Here is a 21,495-nt window from a genome sequence, read left to right as displayed (position 1 = left end):
AAAAGGGACTCTTTATGATAAAGTCAGATATTATTCATCCTGATTTATTACAGGCATTGGCGCAGTGCGGTCATAAAGCCAATATTCTGATCGCGGATGCGAATTACTCTTTCCTGACCAACTCGTCACCGCAGGCACGTATTATCTGGCTTAACTTTTCTCCCGGCTTAATTGGCAGCGTGATGATTCTGGAGAAAATTCTTGGCTATATTAACGTAGAGAAAGCGACGTTAATGACGAGCCCGGCTGAATTTGATAACACGATTGAGCGTGAATACCGTGGTCTGCTTTCAGAAATGACGGAACTTTCTCATGTTGAGCGAAATGCGTTTTACGCGCTGGCAAAATCATCGGATACGCTGCTGGTGATTGCGTCAGGCGAAACCCGCCGTTTTGCCAATATTCTCCTCACCGTCGGCCCGACATTACTCTGAGAAGACGAGAAGAACGCGACGTTCTTCTCGCGTTATTCTCATCGTATATTTTCCGCTTCCCGCACCGATTGTCGGCATACCAGGGAAGGGGGAAACAAAAACTCGTCGGGAGGGATTGCCGGAGTCTCTATTCGGGCGATCAGGCGCTCAACCATCACGTCCGCCATCTCCGTGAGCGGCGGCATAATAGAGGTCAGGCCGGGGTAAACCAGGCCAGAGAGTGAAATATTGTCGATACCGACGAGAGAGATCTCTTCCGGCACGCGGATACGGGCTTCGTGCAAACCACTCATCAAACCAATGCCAAGCGCATCGTTAATGGCGACGATGCCGTCAGGACGAAGGGATTGCTGGCAGAGGGTTTGCGCCAGAGAACGGCCCAGTTCGGTCATTTCGGTATCTCCGTAGGCGGCCATCGCTTTTCCTTCGATGATCATCCCTTCACGATACATGTTGTGCTGGCGTACCGCGCTGAGAAAGCCTTCTATTTTATGCGCGCGGCTGGGGGTCATCCCTGCGACGGTCGCAAACGCGAGGCGGCGACACCCGCGCGCGATAAGATGCTCTGCCGCCATTCGGCCCGCCTCAACGTTATCCATCGACACGCTGTCCAGCGCGAAACCGCCAGAGTCAACGCTTGCAGGCATACGGCCATCGTAGTTCACCATTATCATGCCCTGCGCCGCCGCGCGGGCGAAATGCGGCTTTTCGATATCACAGGCGGCCACAATAATCCCGCGAACGCCATGAGCAAACATATCTTCCAGAAACGCTTCTTCTTCTTCGATTTGGCGATAGGTGTTGCCGATCAGCACGCGGTAGAGGTGTTTTTTGGCGGCCAGATCCACTTCACGCGCCAGTGCCGCAAAGCTGGGGTTCACGATGGATGGCACCAGCAACCCGATCATTTTTGCCTGCCCCGTTTTGAGTTGCTGAGCGACCCGGTTGGGGAAATAGTTGAGCGTTTGCATGCTTTGCTGAATGCGCGCCAGCGTTTCCGGGCGCATTTGATCGGCGCGGCCGTTAAGCACATTGGACACCGTGCTGACGGAAACGCCCGCATGCTTTGCGACATCTCGAATGTTTGCCATACATCTCCTTTGCAGCAATCGGTGAATGGCGGCTCATTCAGTATCGCCATCTGGATAGCAGAGTATAAACTACAACGGTTTAGTGTAACGTTACAGCTAATCGTGTCAATGCCATAAATCCCGTAACCGTTGTTCACACAATGAAAAATCTAAATAACATTGATAATGAGTTTCACTCTCATTATCATGTTGGCTGTGCGGGTTTCGGTGATTATTCTTCGTATCAAGGATGGACACAGAACATATATATGGAAAACCCTTCCCATACATAAAACGAGCATTTTTGTTCGGGTTTCATTCAATAAAACCCCATTTTAAAGGGTTTTTTTCGTGTCCTTGTATTCATGAGATTAATGATGAAAAGCAGCGCAAAAAATAATTATTCTCTGCAAAAATCCTTGCTGGCATTCGCGATTGGTGCCGCCGCTCACGGTGTTTACGCAGCAGAAGACACTACCGGGAAAGAAGATACGATGGTCGTTGAGGCCAAATCCGCAAACAGTGGTTTTAAAGCCGGTGGCGACGCGCAGGTGCCCGCGTTCCTGGAGGGGCAGGTTGCCCACGGAGGACGGCTGGGGGTTCTGGGCGAACAAAAAGCGATGGATGTGCCGTTTAACGTTATCGGTTACACCTCAAAACTGGTGGAAGACCAGCAGGCGAAGACCATCGGCGAGGTGCTGAAAAACGACGCCGCAGTACAGCCCGTACAGGGATACGGGAACTTCTCAGAAAACTATCGTATTCGCGGCTTTGAGCTGGCGGGGGATGACGTGACCTGGGGCGGTCTGGCTGGCGTGCTGCCGCGTCAGGTCGTGGATGCTTCGCTGTTTGAGCGCGTGGAAGTGTTTAAAGGCGCAAGCTCTTTCGTGAACGGCGCAGCAAGTTCCGGCGTGGGCGGTATGGTCAACATGGAGCCGAAACATGCTGATGACCTGCCGCTGACGCGCCTGGGAGTGGATTACACCTCTTCAACTCAGGTAGGCACCACGCTGGATGCCGGTCGTCGTTTTGGCGATAACAATCAGTTTGGCGCGCGAGTAAACATTCTGCATCGTGAAGGCGAAACCGCCGTTGATAATGAGAAAAAACGCACGACGCTGGCCGCCCTCGGGCTGGATTATCGCGGCGATAAACTGCGCTCCTCGCTGGATGTCGCCGCCCAGAAAAAGACGTTCCACGGCGGGACGATGGGAATTAACTTAAGCGGCGTCGATTTCGTGCCGGATGTACCGAACAACACGGATAACTACAGCCAGAAGTGGGGCTACAGTGATATCACCAACCAGTTCGGTATGGCGCGCGCTGAATACGACATCCTGAATAACTGGACGGTCTACGGCGGCGCCGGGGCGCAACATGCGCATGAAACCGGGATTTATACCGCGCCAAAATTACTGAACAGATCGGGTGATGCTGTCGTCGATGTGCTGTATACCAACCGTATTATTGACGCGTTTAGCAGTATGGCGGGTATTCGCGGCGAATTTGATACCTGGTCGGTCAGCCATAAGGTGAACCTGGGCTATTCGGCGGTGATCAAACGCGATAAAACGGCATGGCGTATGAACTGGGCCAACCCTGGCTCCATGACCAATATCTATGACAACCATGACGTGCCGATGCCGCAGTGGGATCTCGCCGGCGGCAACTATCACGATCCGCTGACAACCTCCCGAAACCGTACTCAGGGTTATCTCCTCAGCGATACGCTGGGATTCTTTGATGACCAGGTGCTGCTGACCGTCGCCGCGCGTAATCAGAAAGTGGTGGTGCGTAACTACAGCAATGCGACCGGTGAAGAAGACACTGACTCTCGCTATACGGAAAGTCGATGGATGCCGACCTACGGTATTGTATATAAGCCGTGGGACACGGTGTCACTGTATGCCAACCACACCGAGGCATTACAGCCGGGTGAAAACATTACCGATCAGGAGTCGCCGGATTACGGTAAAAGCATCGGTATTCTGCACTCTAAGCAAAATGAAGTGGGCGTGAAAATTGATTTCGGCACCGTCGGCGGTAGCCTGGCGCTGTTTGAGATTAAGAAACCGTCCGTGATTAAGAACGAGACGACGCAGGAATATTCGACCGATGGCGAGCAGCGTAACCGGGGTGTGGAAGTTAACCTGTTTGGTGAGCCGGTCTACGGTCTGCGTCTGAACAGCAGTGCGACCTGGTTACAGCCGAAACTGACCAAAACGCAGGATGGCGTCAACCAGGGGAATGATGCTTCCGGTACTCCACGTTTCACCGCCGTTCTCGGTGCTGAATATGATATCCGGCAGGTTGATGGGCTGACCGCTACCGCGCGACTGAATCACACCGGCTCGCAGTATGACGGCGCCGCTAATGAGAAGAAGCTGGACAGTTACACCACGCTTAACCTCGGCGTTCGTTACCGGATGCGCATAAACCAGGAGCAGAATGAGATGGTATGGCGTTTAGGGGTGGATAACGTCACCAACGAGCAATACTGGTCTGGTGTATCCGACTACGATGGCGTGTATGTGTACCGTGGCGAACCGCGTACCCTGAAGCTGTCTGTTAATTACGACTTCTGAGTTAAAAACGGGCAGGGATGCCCGGTAGTAATGCCGGATGGCGGCTTCGCCTTATCCGGCCTACGGTATTACGGTGTGGTGTGGGTAATGTCGGATGGCGGCTTTGCCTTATCCGGCCTACGGTACTACGGCGTGGTGAGATTGTAGGCCCGATAAGCTTGCGCCATCGGGCAACCGAACCGGCTATGATGATTTCTGAAACTCGCTGACGGTTTCCCACGCAATCTGCTGCAATGCTTTTGCGGTGGCTGGGGTCATATCCGTGTCTACGGGCAGCGCTCCGCCCACTGGCGACTGGTTATACAGCGTGGCAAAGAACACACAGGCGGCTAAATAGGTTCCTGCGATGGAAGGGTGTACGCCATCGTGGTAATAAAGATTAATTTCCGGGTGTGCTTTACGCGCTTTTTCAAAAGCCAGGCCGACCGGCGCGACATAGCCGCCAGTTTTCTGCGCAATGGAAACATAGGCGTCAGCAAGTTTCTGTATATCCTCTGGTTGATCCCGCTTTGCCCAGGTCATGAAGTACACGACTTTTGAACCTGCCTGATGCGCCATATCCGCCATTTTTGTCGCGGATTCGATGAAATTCTGCCGGGTGCTCTCTTTCTGCGAGATCGTCTCCGTAGAGTTGCCTTGCAAGATGACAACGTCCCATTTTTGCAATGTATTCTGATAGGCGAGATTATGAATTTGCCAGCCTAAATGACCGCTTGAGATGGTGATCCCCCGATATTTATACCCTTTCGCGTGATTCGGCAGTAAAGAGCGCGTCAGATCCCGCAACCGGGTATTAATATTGTTGTTATAGAACGTAAAAGAGTTGCCATACAGCGCGACAATTTTATTATCCCCCTCTATTTTTGCATAGGGTGAGGGCGCTAATAGCGCATCAGCATGCACACATAAACTGCCAAATAAAAAAGTTGATGCAAGGGATAACTGCATTATTCTTTTCATAAATCACCTGTCAGAAGTCATAGCGGAGTCCAACGATGAGCGCGTCATCATTGACTTTTTGGTTTTTATTGGCGAAGGCTTTATCGTAAGTAAATGATAACCAGGTATCATCGGCTAATGTTATTTGTGTTTCGACACGCCAGTCCTCTTTTTCATAGACGGATTTATCTTTCTCATCCAGGAAACTGTAACCGGTAAGGAATTTAAATTTACCGTATTTCCAGGACAGTAATGAATCCATGCCTTTAAAGTCATTGTCGCTTTTATTATCGCGCGCAATGGATGTGCGTAATGCGGTGACGGCGGCTTCAACGTTCTTATAGCTGAGCTGCAAGCCTGCCATGATCTGGTCGTTTTGATTCCGGCCATCGGTGGTTTTTACGCCATCCTGGCGTTTATAACGGCTGGCGGCAATCGCCGGTGTGAGTCTGAAATCCCCCAGTCTGAGCGTGTTTCTGTAACTGGCCATTGCGCCATAATCCAGGGCTTCATTACTGCTGCCATTGCCCGCGACCCACGCCAGCTGTATCTCATTGCCTGCAAATTTAGCATTCCATTGTACGGTGCCGTCCTGGCGGTTGAACTGGTAGGAGTCATCAATGGTGGTGATGCCGTAGCTGTAAATATTCGGCGTAAAGTTTTTATATTTATCAGTCATTTTCATGACCTGATACAACGGGTTTTTGGTCCTGCCGACAATCAGTTCGCCCCAGGTTTTATTGGACAAACCAATATAGGAGTAGCGCGCTTTTAAATCGCTATCCCCGGTATTGCTGTCGTTTTTTTCGGTTCGCACTTGCCATTCCAGACGGCCCACGATCTTTGTCTCGGGGATAAAATCCAAATCCCGGGTAAGGTAAATCCCCAGACGGCCACCCAGATTCGTTCGTGTTTCGCTTCCGGCATAAGAGTTTTCTCCGCTGGCAATTTTACCTTCTACACGGCCATAAATATCCAGCGTATTTCCATCTTTATTATAGATACTCATCGCATATGAGGAGGTTGTCATCCCCGTCAGTAGAATGAGTGAAATCATTTTTATTTTCATAGCATCCCCAGAAAACAATAGTTAGCTTATTTGTCTGTTCGAGTGAGCGGTTTATCGCAGGAGGGATTGTTCTGGAAAAAAGGAAAGTCATGATATGGGAATTATTTTTTCTCATTACAAAATGTGATTTTTAGCGCATAACGATGTCCTGTTTTATCGTGTTGCTAAATTTAATGATGCTTATTTGCGAAAAGTTAAAGCAAAGCGAAATACGCGTTGCACTAACAAGGCAACTCATTGTGATAGCTATCTCATTTTTGTGTTTTTCGGGTGTTAAAAAGGGAAAACAAAATTCTCATGACGTATTTTATGAATGGGAATTTTATTTTCCCCTGTTAATCAGTTGGCCGATCCCGCAAGATTCATTCACGACCTTTTATATTAAGATGCTTTATATTGCCGGAGAGTCGCAGTATGTACGGTAAGCAAACAACAGTATTTGATTCTGACCTCTATTCATCGCTCTTTACCGAGAGTCGGATGCGGGAGATCTGGTCTGACGACAATCTGCTTCGCTGCTGGTTGACGTTTGAAGCAACGGTAGCGCTCGTGCAAAGCGAGCTGGGCATTATTCCTGAACAGGCGGCGATTGAAATCGAGCAGGTATGTCAGAACATCGAGATAAACTGGTCTGCCTTAGCCCAGGGAACGCAAACGGTAGGCATGGCGATTAAGCCCTTGATCGACCAGATTTCGGCTGCTGGCTCTCCGTTGGTTAGCCGCTATCTCCACTGGGGATGCACCACCCAGGATCTGCTGGACTCCGGCGTGGCGATGCGATTACAGCAGACGCTGCAACGGGTATATCAGCAACTGATTGAGGTAGGGGAAGAGATGAAGGGCATGGCCTTAAAGCATGCCCGCACCGTTATGGTTGCGCGCACTAATTCGGTTGATGCTTCCGCCACGACCTGGGGGCTGCACGTCTCCGGCTATCTGGCGGAGGTGAATCGGCATCTGAACCGGCTGCAACAGCTCTATCCCCGGGCGATTACGGGTCTGTTTGGCGGCGCGGTGGGGAATCTTGCCTCCGTCGGTTCTCAGGGAATGGCGACGCGTGAGCGGTTGATGCGGGCGCTGGGGCTAAACGTTCCCTGTGGTATAAACAATGCCAGCCAGGATGCAATTGTTGAAGTGGTTCAATGCTTTGCGCTGATTCACGGTACGCTCTGCCGCCTGGCGAATGACGTGGAAACTCTGGGACGCACCCCCATCGCGGAAGTGCTTGAAGGCGAGGGCGGCGGGGGCTCCAGCACCATGCCGCACAAGGCTAATCCGCGCGCCAGCAATATGATTCAGACGCTGGCGAGGATGGGCTGGATGTACGCCTCCGGCGCGCCTGCGATGCTGGATCAGCAGGATGTGCGCGCGGCGTCGATGAGAGTATTGAACTGGACGATTCTACCCGAGGCGTCGAACGCCTTATCGGTCAGCCTTAGCCGGGCCAAAAAGCTGCTTTCCCACCTTATTGTGAATGAAGACAGAATGCGCGCTAATTTTGACTGCTCGAAATCTTTCATTATGTCGGAATCGATTACGATGAATCTGGCGAACAAAATAGGGCGAGAACCCGCTTATAATTTAGTTAAAGCGCTGCTCAGTCAGGCGAATGGTGAGCAAAGTCTTATCGACATTGTCCACGCCAGCCCGGAAATTCGGGCGTCGTTATCCGCAGAAGAAATTGCCGATGCCTGCGAGCCGTTGTCTTATATTGGTTGCAACGATGCGCTGATTGCCGAGACCCTCGCGCGGTTTGATGAAATGAAAGTCATCGATATCGCGTAGCGCTTTATGTCGGGAGCGTCCCTCCCGACTCTGCTGGTCAGGTATTATGTGAAGAAGCGGAAAATGTCTCAAAGAAGAGAAACAACTCTTCCAGTTGGGCAAAGTTGCCTTCATTGTCACTCTTCTCATAAGCCAGATGCAGAATCAGTTCGATAAAAAAGAAACCGAGAATTCGGCTTTGAAAAATGGACTCCACGTCGCTTGGCAGTACAAACTGAAGATCGCAGAATTTACCGTAAGGATTAGCATCAGAATTGGTGATCAGCACGACGGTCGCATTTTTCTTTCTGAACCATTTCGCGATATTGAGTGCGACCCGGTTAAAGCGATAGTAGGAGAATACGATCAGAACATCATCTGGTTCGATGTTTATCAGGCACTTGGGCAGCTCGCTGATGTCGGTAGGCAGAAGAGTGATGTTGCTGCGAAAGTACTTTAACAACGTACAAAAATGCAGCGCCATCGCGTGGGAGGAGGAAGGGCCGACCACATAAATATGGCGCTGGCTGTTGAGTACCAGTTCGATGAATTTATTCAGGCTATCGATGCTGATAGTCTGTTTAAAACCATTAAATAATGAAGTGACTTTATTATTAAAGGTATCAACAATCTGTTCTGTTTTGGTGGTGTTTTTAGGTCGCTGGCGACTGTTTTTCTCAAAAGGCGCGGCGATTTTGTTTTTTGACAGCGTGGTATCCAGCGCTCTTCTGAAAGCTGCATAGCCAGTAAAACCAACTTTATTCAGAAAGCGCCCGATGGTTGCTTTGCTCACGGCGGCATTCTGGGAAAGATCGACAATCCCATGATAAGGTAATTCGCTGAAGTGTTTATTAATATAGTCATTAAGCCGACATTCAGACTCGGTCAGGTCACCAATATTTTGGGTGAGTGAATTATACTCATCCAGACTTAATGTGTTTTTTCTGTACATGTGCAGTACCCGGTGACGTTTTATATTGAGATTGTTATATGAAAAGATACCTCTGCCGTCAATCATTCCGTGGCTGGCAATTTAGTAAAACGTCTTATTTTCTGCGGGATCGCGCCCCATGTAGATAAGATGCGATCTTACTCACAAAAAAATATGGGAAAAGCCCTTTCCCATATTTTATAGCACGGTGGTTTATTACGATTAAATCGACAGTACAATTATTTAATACCGTGAACTGACGGACATATTCTCATGGCAATATGTATGAGCAGGTTTTTAGCTGTTGGTGAAAACGCTGCTTGCATAAGGCTGACATCTCTGATTTGTATGGTATAGGGATTGTTGTTATGACTGCATTTATTATAGCAATAGTGATAACAGTAATTGCCGCGTGGTTAATTGTGAAAAATTACCAGCCGCAAACTGTGTTATTATTCGCGGGGCTGGCGTTATTAACAGTTACCGTTCTGTTTTACCCAGAGAATAGTATTCTTTATGGTAAAGCAAAATCTACCGGGTCAACCTGGCTGGATATCTTCAGTTTTGCAAAAGAGTCTTTGACCACGCAAATCGCGGGTATCGGCTTAATTATTATGGCGGCGGGAGGATTCGCCAGTTATATGGATCACATCAAAGCCTCGAATGCGATGGTGAATATGTGTATTCGTCCCTTGCAGGTCATTAAAGCGCCTTATCTTATTCTTGCGCTGGGCTACATTTGCGCGCAGCTTCTGCATGTGGCGATCTCCAGCGCAGCCGGGCTGGCGATGTTATTACTGGTGACGTTTTTTCCCGTTCTGGTGCGGCTGGGCGTCAGTAAAGCGTCCGCTGCCGCGATGATCGGCCTGTGCGCGTTTATGGATCTTGGCCCGGCGGTTGGAACGGCGAATCTTGCGGCCAAACATGCCGGAATGGAAAGCGCGATTTACTTTGCGCACTATCAGATGCCGGTGGCGGTTGTGGTTATGCTGGCCGTCGCGGTGGTGATTTTCTTTACCGCCAAATATTTCGATAAAAAAGATGGGTTTGTTCCGGGGACGGAAGAGGTTGCCGAAGCGGAAGAGGAAGGACGCAAAGTGCCCGCCATTTATGCGCTGCTGCCTGTATTGCCCGTCATTCTGGTTCTGGTTTTCAGCCCGCTGGCGATCGCATCCATCAAAATTGACGTTGTGACGGCGATGATCCTCGGGGCGGTGGTCGCTTTTTTCTTCGAGCTGTTCACCACGCGTGATTTCCTCGCCTGTTGCAAAGGGTTGCAGGTATTTTTCAAAGGAATGGGAAGCATGTTTACCAGTATCGTTTCTTTACTGGTCTGTGCGGATATCTATGCCCAGGGGCTACAGAAGATCGGCGCAGTGGACTATCTCCTTCAGTCCGTGCAAAGCGCCGGTCTGGGCTTTACCAGTATGACGCTGGTGATGACGGCGCTGGTGGGCGTTACCGCAGTATTAACCGGTTCTGGCGTGGCGGCATTCTTCTCCTTTTCCGGGCTGGCGCCCTCTATCGCGGCGAAGTTTGGTGAAAGCGCGGTCAATATGATTCTGCCTATGCAGCTGATGGCGGGAATGGGGCGCTCTATTTCTCCGGTTGCAGGCATCATTATCGCCGTGAGCAAAGCGGGCGAATGCTCACCGTTTATGATCGTCAGAAGAACGCTGCTCCCGGCGCTGGCGGGGATTGCCGCGATGTTGATTGCCAACTATGTGCTGATTTAACGCTTTTCTTATTACCGGGTTTAACTCATGGACAACAACGTGACACACGATGTTTTATACGTCCCGTTTACGGGGAAACTGTTACTGGAATCGCCGTTATTGAATAAGGGGAGCAGTTTTACTCAGCAAGAGCGGAATGATTTTAATCTTAATGGATTGCTGCCCTGCGCTATCGAAAATATTGATGAGCAAGCGGAACGCGCTTACCAACAATATCTGGAGGCGGAGTCTGATAACGCGCGGCATATTTATTTGCGTAATATCCAGGATACGAATGAGACGCTATTTTATTACCTGCTGAAAAAACATCTCCCGGAAATGCTGCCGATTGTTTATACCCCGACTGTTGGCGCGGCCTGTGAAAAGTTTTCCGGGATTTACCGTCGCGCCAGAGGGGTCTTTATTTCGTGGCTCGATCGCGAACGTATTGACGATATTCTGCATGATATTCCGAGACACGATATCAAAGTGATTGTGGTGACGGACGGGGAACGCATTCTGGGACTGGGCGATCAGGGCGTCGGGGGAATGGGGATACCGATTGGCAAACTGTCGCTGTATACCGTTTGCGGCGGGGTAAATCCGGCGCATACGTTGCCCGTTATGCTGGATGTCGGGACAAACAATCCGCGATTATTAGACGATCCCCGCTATATGGGCTGGCGGCATCCGCGCATCACCGGTGAAGACTACTTTGCGTTTATCGGTATGTTCATCGCTGCGGTGAAACGTCGCTGGCCGGATGTATTGCTGCAATTTGAGGACTTTGCCCAGCATACTGCGGTTCCTTTGCTGCATCGTTATCGTGATGAGCTGTGCTGTTTTAATGATGACATTCAGGGAACGGCGTCGGTCGCGCTGGCGACAATTTTAGCGGCCTGCCGCGCCAGTCAGCGTGATTTTAATCAGCAGACGATGGTTATTGTTGGCGCAGGGGCGGCGGGTTGCGGCATTGCCCGCCATATCATCGCCTGCCGGGTGGCCGAAGGTATGGACGCCGCAGAGGCCAGCAAAACGATTTTCATGGTGGATCGCGACGGCCTGGTGATGACCACCGCCTCGTCGCTGGCTGATTTTCAGGTTCCGCTGGCGCAGCCTCCTGAAATGCTATCTGGATGGGCATACGCTGGCGCGACGCCATCCTTGCTGGAGGTCATTCATAACGCGAAACCCGGCGTGATGTTGGGCGTTTCAGGGCAGGCGGGGCTGTTCACTGAAGAGGTGGTGCGTACGATGTATCGCCACTGCGAGCGCCCGATTATTATGCCGTTGTCTAACCCGACCTCCAGAATGGAGGCCCGGCCGCAGGACCTTATCCGCTGGACTGATGGACAGGCGATTATCGCAACGGGAAGCCCTTGTGAGCCGGTAGATTTTGCCGGACGTACGATACCGGTATCGCAGTGTAATAACGTGTATATCTTTCCTGCCATTGGTCTTGGCGCAATTGCCAGCGGCGCCAGGAGGATCACGGAAACGATGCTGATGGCGGCGAGCCGCGCGCTTGCCGACGCCTCGCCTTTGGTGCGTCATCATGGCGGAGGATTGCTGCCGGAAATCAATATGATATGCGATGTAACCCGCCGTATTGCCTTTGCGGTGGGGAAGGCGGCGCAGCTGTCCGGCGTAGCGGATGCGCTGGATGATGCAGTGCTGACACAGCGCATTACGGCGCATTTTTGGCTACCGCACTATCGTCCTTATAAACGCCGTGCTATCTAGTTTTTGGCTATGAATGCTCCGCTTCGGCAGTCGCGCCAGAGCGGGGCCGGGCGTATTAATAAAAAATACAAGGCGATAAAAAATAAAGGTAAGGAATAAAACTGACATCATAAGTTGAAAAATAAAACTTCATTAGCCTGCGATGCATTGCGTGGATTGTGCAACTTCATGATATGTATTTAATTATTTTTGAAAGCGGATGTGCGGCCTTATACAAGGTCAGATGGACGGCTGTTAATTAAAATGCTGTTTTTATTTTATGTGGGGAAAACCTTATTCAGAGCGATCGAAATAAGTAAAGAATTGCGGATAAATGTCGTTATAACACTTATCCAAACCGATCGAGACCCTACCCCATGATGTGGAAAACAACTCAAGCCCGAGTGACACTCCTGCTTATAAGTTTTTTTGTTATATTACTGTTGGTTACGTTTGTTGTTATCAAACAATTCGTCTCTCCACAGATTATTGCAACGGAAACCAGAAATATAAGAGCCACGGTCGAGCTGCAAAGTGACGCGATAAAAGAGCAAATGAACCGCGTTAAAGCGCAGCAGCGCACGATCACCGAACTGGTTTCCGGGCTTCAGAGCGAGCAAATTGACGCGCTCTTGCCGCTGTTTGTGAACCAGTATGGCGATCTGAACGTTTTTGGCGGCGGCATCTGGCCATTACCCGGGCTACGCGAGCCGGGCCGCGACAAATTCAGCACTTTTTATGCGCGCGATGCCGGTGGCGTGCTCCAGCTTAATACGGTCTGGAACCAGCCGGAGTCAGAAAAATACTGGGAACAACCGTGGTATAAAGACGGTATGGCTGCGCCAAAAGGTGAGTGTGCATGGGCCAAAGCCTACCAGGATTCGGCCAGCCCGCAGCCGAGAACCAACTGCGCGATGACAATCTGGAAAGAGGGAAAGGCCTGGGGTGTCGCCACTATCGATGTGACGTTGGGCTTTTTTAACCAACTGGCAAAAGAGATGGGGAAGGCGGTTGAGGGAACCGTATTAATTGTTGAGTCTGATGGCAAAATTGTTGGGAACGGCGCGCCGACTCAAGGCAATACCGCATTGATGAATGTGCGTGATTTGAATATTCCGTCAGCTTTACCGCTGCTCAATCTGCTGAGCCAGGGGCAAAAAGCGGAATATGAGGGCGGCTATGACGGCGAAGACGGCGCCCATTCGCTGTTTGTTTTGTCGATAGAAGGCAGCCCGTGGTATCTGGTGATTGATACGCCCAGCAGCAACCTGGTGCGCCAGTCTAATGCGATACTGACAACACTCACGCTCGTGCAGACGGTGATCGGCCTTATCATTGTTCTTGTCCTGATGCTGATTGTGCGCAACATTTTCAGGAATGTGACGCTGCTGAACAGGAACATAGAGGCGCTATCCGGCGGCGGCGCCGATCTCACGCAACGGCTTGTGGAAAGTAAAAGCCCGGAATTTAATGCCATCATCAATAACTTTAATAAATTCATCGCGTTCCTTCAGGATTTGATGCAGCAGGTTGGGTACAGCTCCTCGGCAATTTCTTCCGCTTCGCGGCAGATCGCCGGAGGAAACCTGGATCTCTCCTCCCGTACGGAAGAACAGTCCGCTTCCATTGTTGAAACGGCGGCGTCGATGGAGCAGCTCACCAGCACCGTACGGCAAAATGCGGAGAATGCGTTGCAGGCGAACAGGCTGGCGACACAGGCTTCCGACGCGGCGAAAGCGGGGGCTTCAGTGGTCAATGACGTGGTTGCCACAATGAGCAATATCAATGATTCATCCTCAAAAGTGGTGGAAATCATCAGCGTAATTGATGGCATCGCGTTCCAGACCAATATTCTGGCGCTGAACGCGGCGGTTGAAGCGGCGCGGGCCGGTGAGAATGGCCGTGGTTTTGCCGTCGTTGCCGGTGAAGTGCGTTCTCTTGCGCAGCGAAGCGCTCAGTCCGCGCAGGAAATTAAGAAGCTCATTGAAGAATCGGTCAGCAGTATTGAGCAAGGTAGCGGTCTGGTTCGCCAGGCGGGTACGACAATGGACGGCTTAATGGAGAAGGTTGAAGACGTGAGCGTTTTAATCTCTGAGATCAGCTCCTCAAGCGATGAGCAAAGTCGCGGAATTGAGCAGATTAATATCGCCATTACTCAGCTTGATAGCGCGACCCAGCAGAATGCGGCGCTGGTAGAAGAGGTTGCCGCAGCGGCCCAGTCAATGGAATCGCAAACCGAGATGCTTGAAAAAGTGGTCGGCAGCTTCAAACTCTGAAAAGCGGTATAACAAAACGCGCAGCATGATGGGGTTAGCCCTTCGCCGGACCGTGGAACACGTTGGTCTCAGAAAAGTTATCCCCTGTCATGCGGCGCTCTATGAAACCAGTAAGGCGCAGCGTGCGTTCAGCGAGGTGCGGGATGTTTCGGTAAAAATTGCTGGATTATCTCCGGCAGACGATCGTGAGTGATGGGCGGCGAGAAAAGATAGCCCTGAAAGCGGTCAACTCCCAGCGCTTTCAACTGATTGAATTTCTCCAGGCTATCGACGCCTTCGGCAATACAGCGACTCTGCGTCAACTGGCAGTAATAGAGCAGGCTCTTTATCAGCGCCAGTGCATGTGGATCGCGTTGAAAATCATTCACGATACTCATATCCAGCTTGTAGCCGCTAAAGCGGATTGTCCTGACGGGAAACATTACGCTGCTGTGTGAAAAGCAGTCATCAAGGAAGATGCGAAAGCCTTGCCGTTGGATTTTGTCCATATTTTCTGCTGTTCTTCCTTGCTGATGCAGATCGACCGTTTCTGCAAATTCCAGCACTAATCTACCCGACCATTGCGGCTGCTGTAGCTGCTGGCGCGCCGTTTCCATCATCCGCAGCAGGTTTTCGTGGTTGGCGATGCAGGGTGGAATATTTATTGAGAACCAGAACTTACCCTGGTGTTGGTTAATGTTCTGGATTGCTATTTGTAGCACAAAGGCCGTGAGCAGAAGCCAGGCGTATTCGGCGTGGATCTGCGGCAAAAATTCGCCGGGAAGCAATACGTTGTCGCCTCTTCTCCAGCGGGAAAGGATTTCAACTCCCTGCAACCGCAGGTGGCCGTCGGTTATGGGTTGAAATACCGGGAATACCTGTTGGCTATGAATGGCATGGATAAATTCGCGCTCAAAGGGAGATAGCGCGGCGATGAGCTGATTGTTGTGAGTCTTGCTCTGGCTTCCAGGAAAGCGGGTAATCAGATGCGGGTGAGACGCCACCATCTTTTTTAGTCCTGACGTTCTTTGATTATAAAGTGTTTTCTGGCTCACACCGCGGATCTTCGCCTGTGTGTTGATGCTGTACCCGTACAGAAGAGAGAGGGTGGCGCTCAATTCCGTTTTACTTAACCCTGCTGCCGGTTTGCCCTGTATCTGCGCGTCTAAAAAGGACAATTGCTGGAGTTTCGGGTATTGCAGGAAGTCCCCCTGTAGCAGCGCTGCCAGTTGTTTCCCAGGAAGGTCGGAGGCGACCGCCCGGACGGCGGTAAGTTGCCGTTTATCAGGAACATGGTAGAGCAGCGTTTGCCATAGCCAGGCGGATGGACTACGGCTAAGGATCAGCATGGGCAGCGGTGTTTCTGCCTCAGCAAGCAGGAAGGCGGCTTCCCTAAGAATAAACAGCAGCCAGTAAGGATCGTCAGGGAGAAAAACGACGATCCTTCCGACCTCGGATGTTAGCTGTAGCGAAAGGCGCTCCTGCGTCTGGTGTTGCAGCAGCACCGGTCGCCGTTGACCGCAGGTCATCATTCTGGCGAGTCCTTCCGCCGCCATTGAACAGGGAGACAGGATATAGTCCACCCTTGTTTTCTCCAGCGGGGAGGGAGAGTTACTGGTAAACAAATGTCACCCCGATGATCGACTGTACGTTGCCCGCCGTGACCTGGCCGCTGGTGCGCGCGTAGGTTGCGGTTAAGCCAAGATTTACCGGCGATGTGCCGACCGTGCCCAGTGCTACGGTGTTGTTAGCGGGAACAACACTACCGTATCGGGTCATCTGAACGCCGATACCCTGCGCCGCTGAGGAGGACGCGGTGTTGCTGAAGATAGAGTTGGCGGCATCGACGGTCGTACCTGAAAGGTAATAGCCGAGGTTCTGGTTTTGCGCACAGTGGACAGTGACCGGCACGGCCATTGAGCCGGGATAGTCTGGAAGCGTCACGGTAACATCACGCGCTGATACGTCGCATCCCCCAGTAGGGACAACAACATTATTGTTGGCGTAAATATTCCAGATGAAATTATTCGGGTTTCCGTCGCTGGCCACTTTATGCATATTCAATTGCGCGATGAGTTCGCCAGAGTTGATGACGACGCCTCCCGCTGCTCCGGTCGCGGTCAGATACATGCGCAGCGGCAATCCGCGATAATCCGTATGAGTGATGGTATAGACGGATGAATTACCGTTCATCGGCAAAGGATACGTATTCCCCGCCCAGTAAACGCTCCCCGTAAACGCCGCAAGCGCGCCACCGAAGGCGGAACCGCTGGTTAAATTGATGTAGTCAATGATAGAGCCGCCGGAGGAGTCGTTTTTACAGGAAACTGAAGAGGATAAATCTACGACCAGGTTTTGACCCACTCCAACAGATGGCGTCAGGTTTACATAGACATTCGCTGACCCTGAGGTCATGGTCTGCCCGGTATCATTGACTTTACAGGTGAATGCCGCAGCATCCAGCGACCAACCCATCAGCAGCAGCGTGGTGAATAGCGCGATGATTTTTTTCATGACAAACTCTCCTGACTCAGGCGTAGGTATAGGTGACACTAATCACCGCCTGAATAGTTCCCTGGGTGGCACCGCCGTTGACCGTTAACGCTCTGACCTGTAACGGAAAGCGGGTGGACTGCGTTGAGTCATCCACCTGAACGGATTTCGTGGCGCCATTGTTTAACGTGGTGCCTGCGTCATCCTGCAATTCGAGCTGAATATTGCCGGCGGTCCCCTGGTTTTTGTAATAACCGGTGCTGTCTGCGGTTCCGCTAAAGGTTGCGATGACCCGGGAGGTGCCGATCGGACAGTTAGTGAGTTCCAGCGCGGTACTGTGCCAGGCGGAAGCCGAACCTGCGGTTACCAGGCTGAAGGTATACAGGTCACCGAGGTCAACGGCGGCATTGGTGGTAGACACCGTGCACGGCTTCGCCACCACCTTCCCGTTGACGGTAATCGTGATATCAGCGGCCTGAAGCCCTGAAGAAGCCGCTGTCAGTACGCTTGCCAGAAGCCACCCTACATAGTTGCGTTTCATCTCAGCCTCCGGTTACTGAAATTCAAGCGTGAATGTTGCTGTGGCATTGACGTGCCCGGCGGTGACCGGAATCTGCGTAGCCATCAGGCGTGCATAAAAGTTGAGGATGTTGGTCTGCCCAGGCGTGAGCGTGGTCCACGCGATGGATGATGACGCGGCGTTGAGCGGCAGCATCGTCTGTTGGTTATTGAGGATCTGCACGCCCATGCCTGCGGCTGCCGAGGCACCGCTATCGATCTTCAATAGACTGGTGTTGCTGCCATCCTCCGTGCCGGTAAAGCCGACTTTGACTGCCGTAACCGAGTTACCGCAGGGAGAGAGGACAATACGGAATGGGACGAGCGGGGTTGTCGCCCCCACCGCATTAAACTGTTTGGCAGCGTTATTCATCAGGTCAACGGTAAAATCTTTTGACTCTCCCGCGACAGCGCAGGCATTGTCGCGGACGTAGCCGCTAATCGTAATCGTGCTGTCGGCGGCGAAGACATTGACGCAGGCCAGCGTCAGCACAGCGCCGAGGAAATACAGTGGTTTTTTCATCATCATTCCTTCCTTAACGGCACTCTGCAAAGAGCTGGCTCAGCACATGTTTCTGGCTCTCTTCCGGCAGGCGATACCGGGCCATGCAGTTAGCCCCCGGGCCTTCGCCCCATTTCACCTGAACGCTTCCCGCCAGCGGCATGCCGCTCAGGTAGACCTGGCCGTTATCTGCCACGATGCTGCCGCTCTGGTTATCGCCGGAGGTGACCATAGCGCCGAATGGCACGGGTTTGCCGTTGTGCGTCAGCGTCATCAGGATTTTTACCCCGACGTGGGCTTTAAATTCGGCGCGGACGATGGCGCCGTGGGTCGGCACGACGCTGACCACCGCATCATCGAGATCGACGTTATCCGCCAGGGTGTTGGTATCCAGCGCGACGCGGTTTTCCCTGTACTCAGTGGCGTACGGCATGACGGCATAACCGCGCCAGTCGGTACGTACGCCGGTCTGGTTCTCGACTTTCACGTCTCCGGCGCCAGGCGCTTTAATCAGCACTACCGTGTCATTTAATGGCTGGCTTAAGGTGATGCCGTTGGCATGGGCAAGTACACCGCCGCTCATCCCGTAGTACAGCTGTTTAAATCCATCGCTGTGGCTGTAGCCCACGTTAGCGTTGCCGTAGCCGCCGCGATAGTTCATCGCCGCGTAGCCGGTTCCGCCATTGTTGCCTTCGCCACCGCTGGCATAACCGGTTTGCATGCTGTAGCTCAGGTTATTGTCTTCCAGCAGCGTGCCGTAAAGACCGGCCAGGTTAGTCATCCTGCCATTCAGGTCGTGCGACATGCTGTAGCTGGCGCTTGCGTGCCGCCAGACGGATTTGCTGTCGGAACGCAGCCAGTGGCTAAACGGAATATTGACGTTGAACGCTAACATCTGGTCGCGGCCCTGTTGCCAGGCGTTTTTGGTCAGGCTGTAGCTCAGCGTCCAGTTGATATCGTCAACGGCGGCATTTAACCCCAGCTGTAGCTGTTCGTCGGCCTTGTTGGTTGACCAGTAAGTTTGACGGCTGCCATTCACGTACAGTGTGGCAGTGCGCCCCAACTGCTGCGTTACGCTCATCTGAACCTTGCCCCGCTTGTTATAAGCAAGGTTGTAGTAGTCGGTGAATTTGGGTTTGACCTGAATCACGCCATCCTGGGTTTCAACGTCATAGCCACTCATCCTGCGGTAAGTGGTGTCGGCAAAGCTGTAATAGCCCTGGGTGGAATAACGGTATCCCACCAGTTGGACGTTGGTGCCGGTCTCATAGAGCGACTTGTTATAAAGGAAGCGTATCGATTGCCCCTGGTGAGAGCTGTCGTCAGGCAGGGTGGCGTTGGCCTGAGTTGCATCCAGCGAAACCGCGCCGAACTCGCCCATGTTCTTACCGACCCCTAAATTGAAGGCGCGATAGTTGTCGGCCAGTTGGGTGCCGCCATACAGCGTCCAGCCTGCCGGGAGCCCGTGCAGGAGGGTGCTCTGGAAGAACTTTGGTTTTTCCTGCTGGTCGTTGCCGCTGCGGTATTCACCAGCGGTCACAGCATAACGGGTGTGCCCTTCACGCTGTAACATTGGCACCGTAGACCACGGCACGCTGAAGACCTGGCTGGTGCCATCGGCCTCTTTGATGGTGACCTGGAGATCGCCGCCGTTGCCTGCGGCGTAGAGATCGTTAATTGTGAAGGGGCCCGGCGGCACCGTGCTCTGGTAAATTTCATAGCCGTTTTGTTTGATCGAGACCTGCGCCGTGCCGCGCGCAATGCCGTGGATGACCGGCGCAAAGCCTTTCTGGCTATCCGGCAGCATATTGTCGTCAGAGGCTAACTGGGCGCCACGGAAGTTAATCCCGTCGAAGATATCGCCGTTGGTGTAGCTGTCGCCAAGCGTCAGGCGGGCGCGCAGGGGGGTAATATCGCGCTCCAGCCAGCTGTTCACATGCTGCCACTTATTTTCATTACTGGACGCGCTACCGCCACTGCTGTAGCTCCAGATGGTGTTATCACGCAGACGCCAGGCGCCAAGGTTGAGGCCGCTTTGCAGGTTTAAATACGCGTAATTGCTGCTGTCGCTGGCATCGTTATGTACGTTGTTGCCGGTAAAGTTATAGTTCAGCAAACCGGCGTTAATCCCGTCATCCCAGAGTTCCGGTGGAATATAACCGCGCGCGCGATTGCCCATGAAAGCCTGCGGGACACTCAGGTACAGGCGCTGTTGGCTGACATCGAAGCGGGTGGTGGCATCTTTGACCATTTCCGTCAACGGTACGCAGGCGTCGGACGCCAGCGTATCCATACCGGTGATGGCCGACGTGCTGACCCCCATGCCAGCGAGCTGGCTGCGGGTCAGGCACGGTTCCAGTCGATGACCGTTTGCGCCAGCGTTAAACGTGACGTCGCGGGTAGTTATAAAGCCATCGTTCAGATAGATATCCACGCGATAGGCGCCAGGCGGCACCTCTTGCCCGTTTTCAAATCCAGAGAGATCCGCAACGGCCGAGGGATCGTCGGCCAGGAAACGGGGGTTAAAATAGAGATCTGCCCGCGCGAAACCCGCGAGGCAAAGCGCCAATGGTATCTGCGCAAGGACAAAAATAGAGAATGCTTTGCGCCGGGCGCGTTGGGAACCCAAACGGTCCAGTCCGTATTTGAGATGTGACATAGTCCCTCCGGTCCGAAGTCGCCCGGCTGTCAGTTCTTAATTGTAATGTGCGGGGGAGTCCTGTTGGTGGACTGCCCCTGTGTTAACGCAGAACGCCCTTCATTTGCGGGGTCAGTGCGCCATAGTCATTAATCGTCCGGTAGGTAATGTTGCTACCGGCATCAGGCGGCAACTTGACCGAGGTTTTACCCATTGGCGGCACCAGCGCATTTTCCAGCACGCGCGTGCCGGCATTGAGTTCGGTCACCGTCAGGTAATACGGCGTCGGGTTGTTGAGCGTCAGCGATGAACCGTCACGGTTAAAGGTCAGTTTTTCCGCCGCCTGATCCGGTGGCAGAGCCAGTTTCGTTGGGCGGTAGTAGAGTTTGATTCGGCTGATAATCGCCAGTTGTAAGGTGTTATCGCTGAGCTTTGATTTATCCATCGAAGGAATGGCTTTTACGTTTACCCAGAACAGGCTTTCCCGGTCCTGCGGTAACTGGTTGTTAGTGGCATCAATAATGCGCAAGGTATTCTCTTTCTTACCTTGCATCGCAAACAGCGGAGGGGTGATGACAAAACGACCATCTTTGCCGCCATCGGCGTTTTCAACCCATGACTGAATCAGATAGGTACTGTTATTGTCGTTATTGGTCACCGCCAGCTGAACCTGTTTTTGTCCAGCCGGATAGATAACCCGGGTTGCGCCCAGCGCCACGCCTGCTTCAGCGCTGGTGGAAAAACCGCTTGCGGCGAGCATCAAAAAGCCCGCCAGTAAGCCGCGTGTCATCTCCAGTGTTTTTTTCACATTTTCCCCTTT

At 52.3% G+C, this 21,495-nt stretch carries 16 protein-coding genes; 6 read left to right on the top strand and 10 right to left on the bottom strand.

Annotation, left to right across the window (positions count from 1 at the left end):
* Positions 1–14: 14 nt before the first annotated feature.
* Positions 15–434, top strand: a complete 420-nt coding sequence (locus tag FD428_RS19510) for an RbsD/FucU family protein (protein ID WP_049011918.1) — start codon at positions 15–17, stop codon at positions 432–434.
* A gap of 38 nt (positions 435–472) precedes the next feature.
* Here FD428_RS19510 and FD428_RS19505 read toward each other — a convergent pair whose 3' ends face one another.
* Positions 473–1,540 (bottom strand): LacI family DNA-binding transcriptional regulator, encoded by a 1,068-nt coding sequence (locus FD428_RS19505; protein ID WP_326999281.1) that lies wholly within the window; start codon positions 1,538–1,540, stop codon positions 473–475.
* Between the two features lie 341 nt (positions 1,541–1,881).
* Between FD428_RS19505 and FD428_RS19500 the strand changes: the two genes are divergently transcribed.
* Positions 1,882–4,089, top strand: a complete 2,208-nt coding sequence (locus tag FD428_RS19500) for a TonB-dependent siderophore receptor (protein WP_168190570.1) — start codon at positions 1,882–1,884, stop codon at positions 4,087–4,089.
* A 183-nt stretch (positions 4,090–4,272) separates the two neighbouring features.
* Here FD428_RS19500 and FD428_RS19495 read toward each other — a convergent pair whose 3' ends face one another.
* Entirely contained in the window at positions 4,273–5,049 is a 777-nt protein-coding gene (locus FD428_RS19495) for a DUF4886 domain-containing protein (protein ID WP_012134496.1), read from the bottom strand.
* Between the two features lie 10 nt (positions 5,050–5,059).
* Positions 5,060–6,097: a porin gene (locus FD428_RS19490; protein ID WP_012134495.1), complete on the bottom strand. Its 1,038-nt coding sequence runs from the start codon at positions 6,095–6,097 to the stop codon at positions 5,060–5,062.
* 414 nt (positions 6,098–6,511) lie between these two features.
* On the opposite strand from FD428_RS19490, the gene FD428_RS19485 reads away from it, so the two are divergent.
* Positions 6,512–7,882: an adenylosuccinate lyase family protein gene (locus FD428_RS19485; protein ID WP_114848043.1), complete on the top strand. Its 1,371-nt coding sequence runs from the start codon at positions 6,512–6,514 to the stop codon at positions 7,880–7,882.
* Between the two features lie 37 nt (positions 7,883–7,919).
* Here the strand turns inward: FD428_RS19485 and FD428_RS19480 are convergent, their stop codons facing one another.
* Positions 7,920–8,813 carry a MurR/RpiR family transcriptional regulator gene (locus FD428_RS19480; protein WP_049010346.1) on the bottom strand — a complete coding sequence of 298 codons (894 nt, stop codon included), beginning with the start codon at positions 8,811–8,813 and terminating at the stop codon, positions 7,920–7,922.
* A gap of 347 nt (positions 8,814–9,160) precedes the next feature.
* Between FD428_RS19480 and dcuC the strand changes: the two genes are divergently transcribed.
* The 3 genes from dcuC (at position 9,161) to FD428_RS19465 (ending at position 14,505) form a co-directional block, all read left to right on the top strand.
* Positions 9,161–10,528: a C4-dicarboxylate transporter DcuC gene (gene dcuC, locus FD428_RS19475; RefSeq protein WP_114848042.1), complete on the top strand. Its 1,368-nt coding sequence runs from the start codon at positions 9,161–9,163 to the stop codon at positions 10,526–10,528.
* Positions 10,529–10,555: 27 nt separating this feature from the next.
* Positions 10,556–12,250, top strand: coding sequence for an NAD-dependent malic enzyme (locus FD428_RS19470; RefSeq protein WP_114848041.1), 1,695 nt, complete (start codon positions 10,556–10,558; stop codon positions 12,248–12,250).
* A 356-nt stretch (positions 12,251–12,606) separates the two neighbouring features.
* Positions 12,607–14,505, top strand: coding sequence for a methyl-accepting chemotaxis protein (locus FD428_RS19465; RefSeq protein WP_114848040.1), 1,899 nt, complete (start codon positions 12,607–12,609; stop codon positions 14,503–14,505).
* A gap of 128 nt (positions 14,506–14,633) precedes the next feature.
* Here FD428_RS19465 and FD428_RS19460 read toward each other — a convergent pair whose 3' ends face one another.
* The 6 genes from FD428_RS19460 to FD428_RS19435 form a co-directional block, all read right to left on the bottom strand.
* Positions 14,634–16,067 carry an EAL domain-containing protein gene (locus tag FD428_RS19460; RefSeq protein WP_047459526.1) on the bottom strand — a complete coding sequence of 478 codons (1,434 nt, stop codon included), beginning with the start codon at positions 16,065–16,067 and terminating at the stop codon, positions 14,634–14,636.
* 28 nt (positions 16,068–16,095) lie between these two features.
* Positions 16,096–16,998 carry a fimbrial protein gene (locus tag FD428_RS19455; protein WP_058668445.1) on the bottom strand — a complete coding sequence of 301 codons (903 nt, stop codon included), beginning with the start codon at positions 16,996–16,998 and terminating at the stop codon, positions 16,096–16,098.
* 16 nt (positions 16,999–17,014) lie between these two features.
* Positions 17,015–17,518 (bottom strand): fimbrial protein, encoded by a 504-nt coding sequence (locus FD428_RS19450; RefSeq protein WP_012134486.1) that lies wholly within the window; start codon positions 17,516–17,518, stop codon positions 17,015–17,017.
* A gap of 12 nt (positions 17,519–17,530) precedes the next feature.
* The gene (locus tag FD428_RS19445; RefSeq protein ID WP_049008429.1) at positions 17,531–18,061 is read right to left on the bottom strand and encodes a fimbrial protein; all 531 of its coding nucleotides are present in this window, start codon (positions 18,059–18,061) and stop codon (positions 17,531–17,533) included.
* Between the two features lie 10 nt (positions 18,062–18,071).
* On the bottom strand, positions 18,072–20,696 hold the full coding sequence (locus FD428_RS19440; protein WP_114848039.1) for a fimbrial biogenesis usher protein: 2,625 nt from the start codon (positions 20,694–20,696) through the stop codon (positions 18,072–18,074).
* Between the two features lie 82 nt (positions 20,697–20,778).
* Positions 20,779–21,483, bottom strand: coding sequence for a fimbria/pilus periplasmic chaperone (locus tag FD428_RS19435; protein WP_161799976.1), 705 nt, complete (start codon positions 21,481–21,483; stop codon positions 20,779–20,781).
* Positions 21,484–21,495 lie beyond the last annotated feature (12 nt).

The sequence above is a fragment of the Citrobacter sp. TBCP-5362 genome, from assembly GCF_005406305.1.
GTDB classification, from domain to species: Bacteria; Pseudomonadota; Gammaproteobacteria; order Enterobacterales; family Enterobacteriaceae; genus Citrobacter_B; species Citrobacter_B koseri.
The sequence above is the reverse complement of the archived record's forward strand: the minus strand, read 5'-3'. Positions and strand labels throughout refer to the sequence as shown.